Annotated in this window: 5 protein-coding genes; 2 read left to right on the top strand and 3 right to left on the bottom strand. The window is 47.0% G+C overall.

Annotated features, from left to right (window positions below):
• Nucleotides 1–125: 125 nt before the first annotated feature.
• Nucleotides 126–602 carry a transcription antitermination factor NusB gene (gene nusB, locus V4C51_RS16945; protein ID WP_330927361.1) on the top strand — a complete coding sequence of 159 codons (477 nt, stop codon included), beginning with the start codon at nt 126–128 and terminating at the stop codon, nt 600–602.
• 1,045 nt (nt 603–1,647) lie between these two features.
• Here nusB and V4C51_RS16940 read toward each other — a convergent pair.
• A complete protein-coding gene (locus V4C51_RS16940) occupies nt 1,648–1,944 on the bottom strand; it encodes a hypothetical protein (RefSeq protein ID WP_330927360.1) in 297 nt (98 codons plus the stop codon).
• Between V4C51_RS16940 and V4C51_RS16935 the strand changes: the two genes are divergently transcribed.
• Nucleotides 1,943–2,425: a hypothetical protein gene (locus V4C51_RS16935; RefSeq protein WP_330927359.1), complete on the top strand. Its 483-nt coding sequence runs from the start codon at nt 1,943–1,945 to the stop codon at nt 2,423–2,425. The two genes, V4C51_RS16940 and V4C51_RS16935, sit on opposite strands and share 2 nt — an antisense overlap.
• 18 nt (nt 2,426–2,443) lie before the next feature.
• Here the strand turns inward: V4C51_RS16935 and V4C51_RS18100 are convergent, their stop codons facing one another.
• Nucleotides 2,444–2,743 carry a transposase gene (locus V4C51_RS18100; protein ID WP_420797689.1) on the bottom strand — a complete coding sequence of 100 codons (300 nt, stop codon included), beginning with the start codon at nt 2,741–2,743 and terminating at the stop codon, nt 2,444–2,446.
• Between the two features lie 460 nt (nt 2,744–3,203).
• Entirely contained in the window at nt 3,204–5,096 is a 1,893-nt protein-coding gene (parE, locus tag V4C51_RS16930) for a DNA topoisomerase IV subunit B (RefSeq protein ID WP_330927358.1), read from the bottom strand.
• Nucleotides 5,097–5,315 lie beyond the last annotated feature (219 nt).

Below are 5,315 nucleotides of genomic sequence, written 5' to 3'. Positions count from 1 at the left end.
GAAGGAGCGCCGTACCGGGGAGTACGGCCGACTGAGCAAAACTCCCTTAGAGCCGCAAGGAGCAAGCAAGGCCAGGAGCATGTTTATGAAATATCCGGGTTAGATTGACCACTGGAGATTCCGTCGTGTCACAAAAGTCCCAGACCAACCACCGCCCCAAGCCCTCCGCACGCCGTAGAGCCCGCCAGCTGGCATTGCAGGCACTGTACCAGTGGCAGATGACCAAGGCCCCGGTCAACGGCATCGAAGCCCAGTTTCGCAACGATAATGATCTGAGCAAAGTGGATGATAGTTATTTCAGCACCCTTCTTCACGGCGTGCCTAGCCAGCTCAGCCATCTGAATGAAGCCATGGTGCCCCTGCTGGACCGAACACTCGAGCAGCTTGATCCGGTAGAATTAGCAGCCCTGCGTATTGGTTGCTACGAGCTGATTAATCATCGTGATGTCCCTTACCGGGTCGTGATTAATGAAGCCATTGAACTGGTGAAAAAGTTTGGTGCCCAGGATTCCCACCGTTATATCAATGGGATTCTTGATAAGCTGGCACCGAGGCTAAGGGCTGATGAAGTGCGCTCCTACCGAAAAAATAGTCAGAATTGACTTAGGGGCGTTCTCAGCAGCAGTCTTAAAAGTCTGCCCGTAGCGAGGACTGCGAGAAATGGCGGATAAAAAGTCGCTTTCGTGAGGAGAATAGCGGGACTATTTGACGAACAAAAGCGACTTTTTAGACCCATTTATCGTAGCCGCAGTAGGAGCATGACTTTTAAGACTGCTTCTCAATACCTCTTTGACATCAAAAATACCGTTCAATGGTTCTACTTGCAGCCCTTTTCTCAGTGGGGTATTTCTTCACCACTTTGGCAGTTAACCACACGACCGACCAAAAAGCATTGTTTAAAAAATAAACAACACTGTTTTCCCCCTTGTTTTATTCACACACTGACACCATTCAGAGGTTATCCAGTGAGTTATCCACAGTACCAGTGGAGAAAAACAATTTCTCTATTATTTTCAATTAGTTAATACCGTCAATAAAAAAACATCTGTCGTTTTTCAAGGGGTTACGTAACCAGTAATCCACAATCAACGGGTTGTTTTGTAATCGCCTGGGGAAAGAGTATAAAAATCATAAGGATGTTAATAACGCCCCTGTTCATTAAACAAACAGAAAAGCTGCCAGGGCGGGGGATATTACACCACTGTCTGATTTTTGGGCGCATTTCATATCTGTGTTGTTGACAAACACCGGGGAGCGACATAACGCTGAAGCTAAGCGTCACGAGCCGCAGGCAAGCGTCCGGTGGAGGGGCGAAGCCCCAGAACAAAGTGGAAGCATTTGTTAGGTGGCTTCTATTATGTGACTGTTCTTCTACCTGAAGAGGGTGTCGCGAAACGCTTAATTTTCTCCGTCGTCATCCCGTACAGGGATTGTAAGGGATCTATGCCACAAGGACGTGAATCACTAAACCCGCATGACGCGTGCGGTTAGAGTGCCTTCCATAGAATGTGGTTCCCGTACATTCCCTGTACAGGATGACGGTGCGGGGTGTGTTTCAGAGTTTCGCGACACCCTCTAAAAGTAAGGGGTTTTACGCTCGTTCAATAAAGGTACTCTTGACCAGGGCGGTATTTCTATAATTTTTACTTATATGTGAACTGGCGGCTCGTTTACACGTTTACATTGTCTGTAGTGCGCAAGCCGCTGTAAAATGGTCTCGGTCAAGCGTATCGGGTTGCTGGCAATACCAACGACGGTAAAAAACTTACAGCTATGATCAATCATGTTCGGTTGGTGGTTTATAATGTGACTGTTGATGAAATATCCAGACCGGTAGTAAATGCGCACAATGGCTTTGGGGTGTTCTACTAACGGCAAAAATGTCGACGTTTTAATACGCCCATTTGATTCACCAAGTGATTCCTTAATCAGGGTGATTACCATGAAAAAGATTTATACTTTTATTGTACCTGTAATATTGACAATATTGACTAACTACACCTTTGCAACAAAAGAAACCTGGCATTTAGACCACAATGAGACATGCGACAAGAATACTGGAGTCTGTTGGGATGATGGCGTTGATTACATTGTGAAACCCGTTGGTAATGGATATTGCCTTTATCATAATGGAACAACGCCGAGAAGTATCACCATCCATAGTGTAATGGAGTACGAAAAGAAGACCAGTGGCGAATTTCAAATTAACTTCATCAGTTACATTTTTAAAAAGTGTGGTTCTGAACATAGCTCTCAAGATTTTGAGGTTCGTAGACTCAAAGATAATTCACTAGCAGCAACATTTCAGTGGTATAGCCCTTATGCTAAAACATCCTATATTAAAGCGATAAACGATCCAGATCATATTGTGTCGCAAGAGGCATTCGGTATCTTTTTAGTAGGCAAAACGATTCCTAGTCCTTAATAAGCACCAGAGAAAATATCATACCTGTTTAACGTGAGTTCGACGAATTAAACAGTCATTAGAAGCACCTTCTGTCAATAGGTCAACGTCGATGTGAGGCTTCAATGACTGCTTTGTATAGGCTATCAATCCAGCGATCCAATTGACGCCAACGTTAAAGGGAGAACAGTGACGTGTATGCTCTATCTGCGAGATATTTTTAAGTTGATCATTGACACATTCAACCACTGCCCCCTTGCGCGGCATAATTTTGTCAAAGACCCGAAGCAGCCTTGGCTTCCTATTTTTTCGGGCTTTTGTTATGAGGTGTAATACCAATTGTATCTTCTAACTGTGAAAAAAATCTGGCTTTATAAGGCTAAGCCGAGATTTATACCGTAATTAGAAAAGGCGGTTGGTATAACCCCTGCTCTGACAGCTCACCAGTGAGCTGCTCAGAGATTACGCTTGCCTCCATCAGCAGAGACGGGCTCCCGCCTTATCCCCTGCCTAAAGAGGGTGTCGCAAAAGCCTCAATGCGTTCCGGCGTCATCCCGTATAGGGAATATACGGGATCTATCTCACAGGGAGGTGAAGCGCTCAACCCGCATGATACCAAGGGGTAGACTGCCCTCCCTGGCGCATGGTTCCTGTACGATCCCTGTACAGGATGACGGTTTCGGACTTTCGCGACAGCCTCTAAAAGTCAGGGGGCTTACGGCGAAAGTGCTCATCTTTTATTGAAATTTATGACACACTATATTTCAAAAGTCTCAGTCTTTACTTAACAAATCTACTATCAGGCAATCTCCACCAAATCGCCTTTTGATTCGAGCCAAAGCTTGCGGTCCCCTGAGCGTTTTTTAGCAAGAAGCATATCCATATTTTGCAGCGTTGCTTCAATATCGTCATCCAGTGTCAACCGCACCAAACGCCGAGTGTCTTGTGACATGGTCGTCTCACGCAGTTGCAGGGGATTCATTTCACCCAGCCCTTTAAAGCGCTGAACATTCACTTTTCCCTTTTTCTTTTCGGCTTTAATGCGCTCAAGCACACCGTCTTTTTCGGCATCGTCCAGGGCATAAAAAACCTCTTTAGCGACGTCGATACGGTATAGCGGGGGCATGGCAACATAGATATGACCCTTTTCTACCAAAGGGCGAAAGTGCTGAACAAACAAAGCGCAGAGTAATGTCGCGATATGCAATCCATCAGAGTCCGCATCAGCGAGAATACAGATTTTACCATAGCGCAGTCCTTCGAGCATCGAAGACCCCGGATCAACACCAATAGCAACCGAAATATCGTGAATTTCCTGCGAAGCCAGTACTTCACCAGAGTCCACTTCCCAAGTGTTCAGAATTTTACCGCGCAGGGGCATGATAGCCTGGTACTCGCGGTCACGGGCTTGCTTGGCCGAACCACCGGCAGAATCGCCTTCCACTAAAAACAACTCTGTGCGCGTCACATCCTGACTGGAACAATCAGCAAGCTTTCCTGGCAGTGCCGGTCCCTGGGTCACTTTTTTACGGGCAACCTTTTTCGCCTTGCGCATCCGCTTTTGGGCATTGTTGATACACAACTCAGCCAGCAACTCACCCTCTGCCGTATGCTGATTCAACCATAAACTAAAACTGTCTTTAGCTACGCCGGACACAAAAGCGGCGCATTCACGGGATGACAAACGCTCTTTGGTTTGCCCGGAAAACTGCGGGTCGGCCAGTTTGGCCGAAAGGACATAAGCGCAGTTTTCCCATACGTCATCCGGTCCAAGCTTCACCCCCCGGGGCAATAGATGACGAAACTCACAAAACTCACGGATAGCTTCCAGCAATCCTGTGCGCAAGCCATTCACATGCGTCCCCCCCATTGGGGTGGGAATCAGGTTCACATAACTCTCTGCCAGCACTTCTCCGCCTTCAGGTAACCATTGTACCGCCCAGTCCGCGGCCTCTTTTTCGCCCGCTAACGACCCGACAAAAGGCTCTGTGGGCAGCGTAGCAAACTCACGGGTAGTGCTTTTCAGGTAATCCGAAAGACCGTCTTCATAATACCATTGTGTGATTTCCTGGGTGTTGCAATCCTCAAACTCTACCCGTAAACCCGGGCACAACACCGCTTTAGCGCGTAATACATGCTTTAAACGAACCACTGAAAATCTCGGTGAGTCAAAGTACTTGGGATTCGGCCAAAAATGGACAGTTGTACCCGTTTTACGCTTGCCACACGTCCCCGTAGCCTTCAAGGCAGAGGCTCTGTTGCCATCTTTGAATGCCATTTCCTGAATTTTGCCTCCCCGTTTAACGGTGACATTCAGGCACGTGGATAACGCATTGACAACGGACACACCAACACCGTGCAAACCGCCGGAGAACTGGTAGTTCTTGTTAGAAAATTTTCCGCCAGCATGAAGGCGAGTCATAATCAATTCAACGCCGGAAATACCGTGTTCAGGATGAATGTCTGTGGGCATGCCACGACCATCATCGGAAACTTCCAGCGAGTTATCCTTATGCAGCTTGATAAAAATATGGCTTGCGAAACCGGCCAGGGCTTCGTCAACACTGTTATCAATGATTTCCTGTGCCAGATGGTTAGGACGTGTCGTGTCGGTGTACATACCCGGTCGTTTACGAACCGGATCAAGTCCACTGAGCACCTCAATGGCTTCTGCTGTGTAATCGTTACGCATTGATTTCCTAGTATCAGGATAGAAGTGTAATTACTGAGAGTGTATCCAATCCTGCCCCCAAGACTCAAATTCTAACAGATCAAAGGCGTTCAGCAGCCCTTTAAACAACCACAAGAAAGATTGTCACAGACGATGAACCTGTCACGAACAAGCGCTGCTTTATTCAATAAAAAACTTGCTCCCAGCTATACTTAGGAGTCTGTCGGACTTATGCTCGAA

Origin of the sequence: Candidatus Sororendozoicomonas aggregata (genome assembly GCF_031528575.1) — a bacterium.
GTDB classification, from domain to species: Bacteria; Pseudomonadota; Gammaproteobacteria; order Pseudomonadales; family Endozoicomonadaceae; genus Endonucleibacter; species Endonucleibacter aggregata.
The sequence above is the reverse complement of the archived record's forward strand: the minus strand, read 5'-3'. Positions and strand labels throughout refer to the sequence as shown.

Bases quoted from the DNA above. Each gene is read 5' to 3' on its own strand.
- V4C51_RS16935 (WP_330927359.1), top strand. From the start codon at position 1,943: ATGAAAAAGATTTATACTTTTATTGTACCTGTAATATTGACAATATTG.
- V4C51_RS16940 (WP_330927360.1), bottom strand. From the start codon at position 1,944: ATGGTAATCACCCTGATTAAGGAATCACTTGGTGAATCAAATGGGCGT.
- parE (WP_330927358.1), bottom strand. From the start codon at position 5,096: ATGCGTAACGATTACACAGCAGAAGCCATTGAGGTGCTCAGTGGACTT.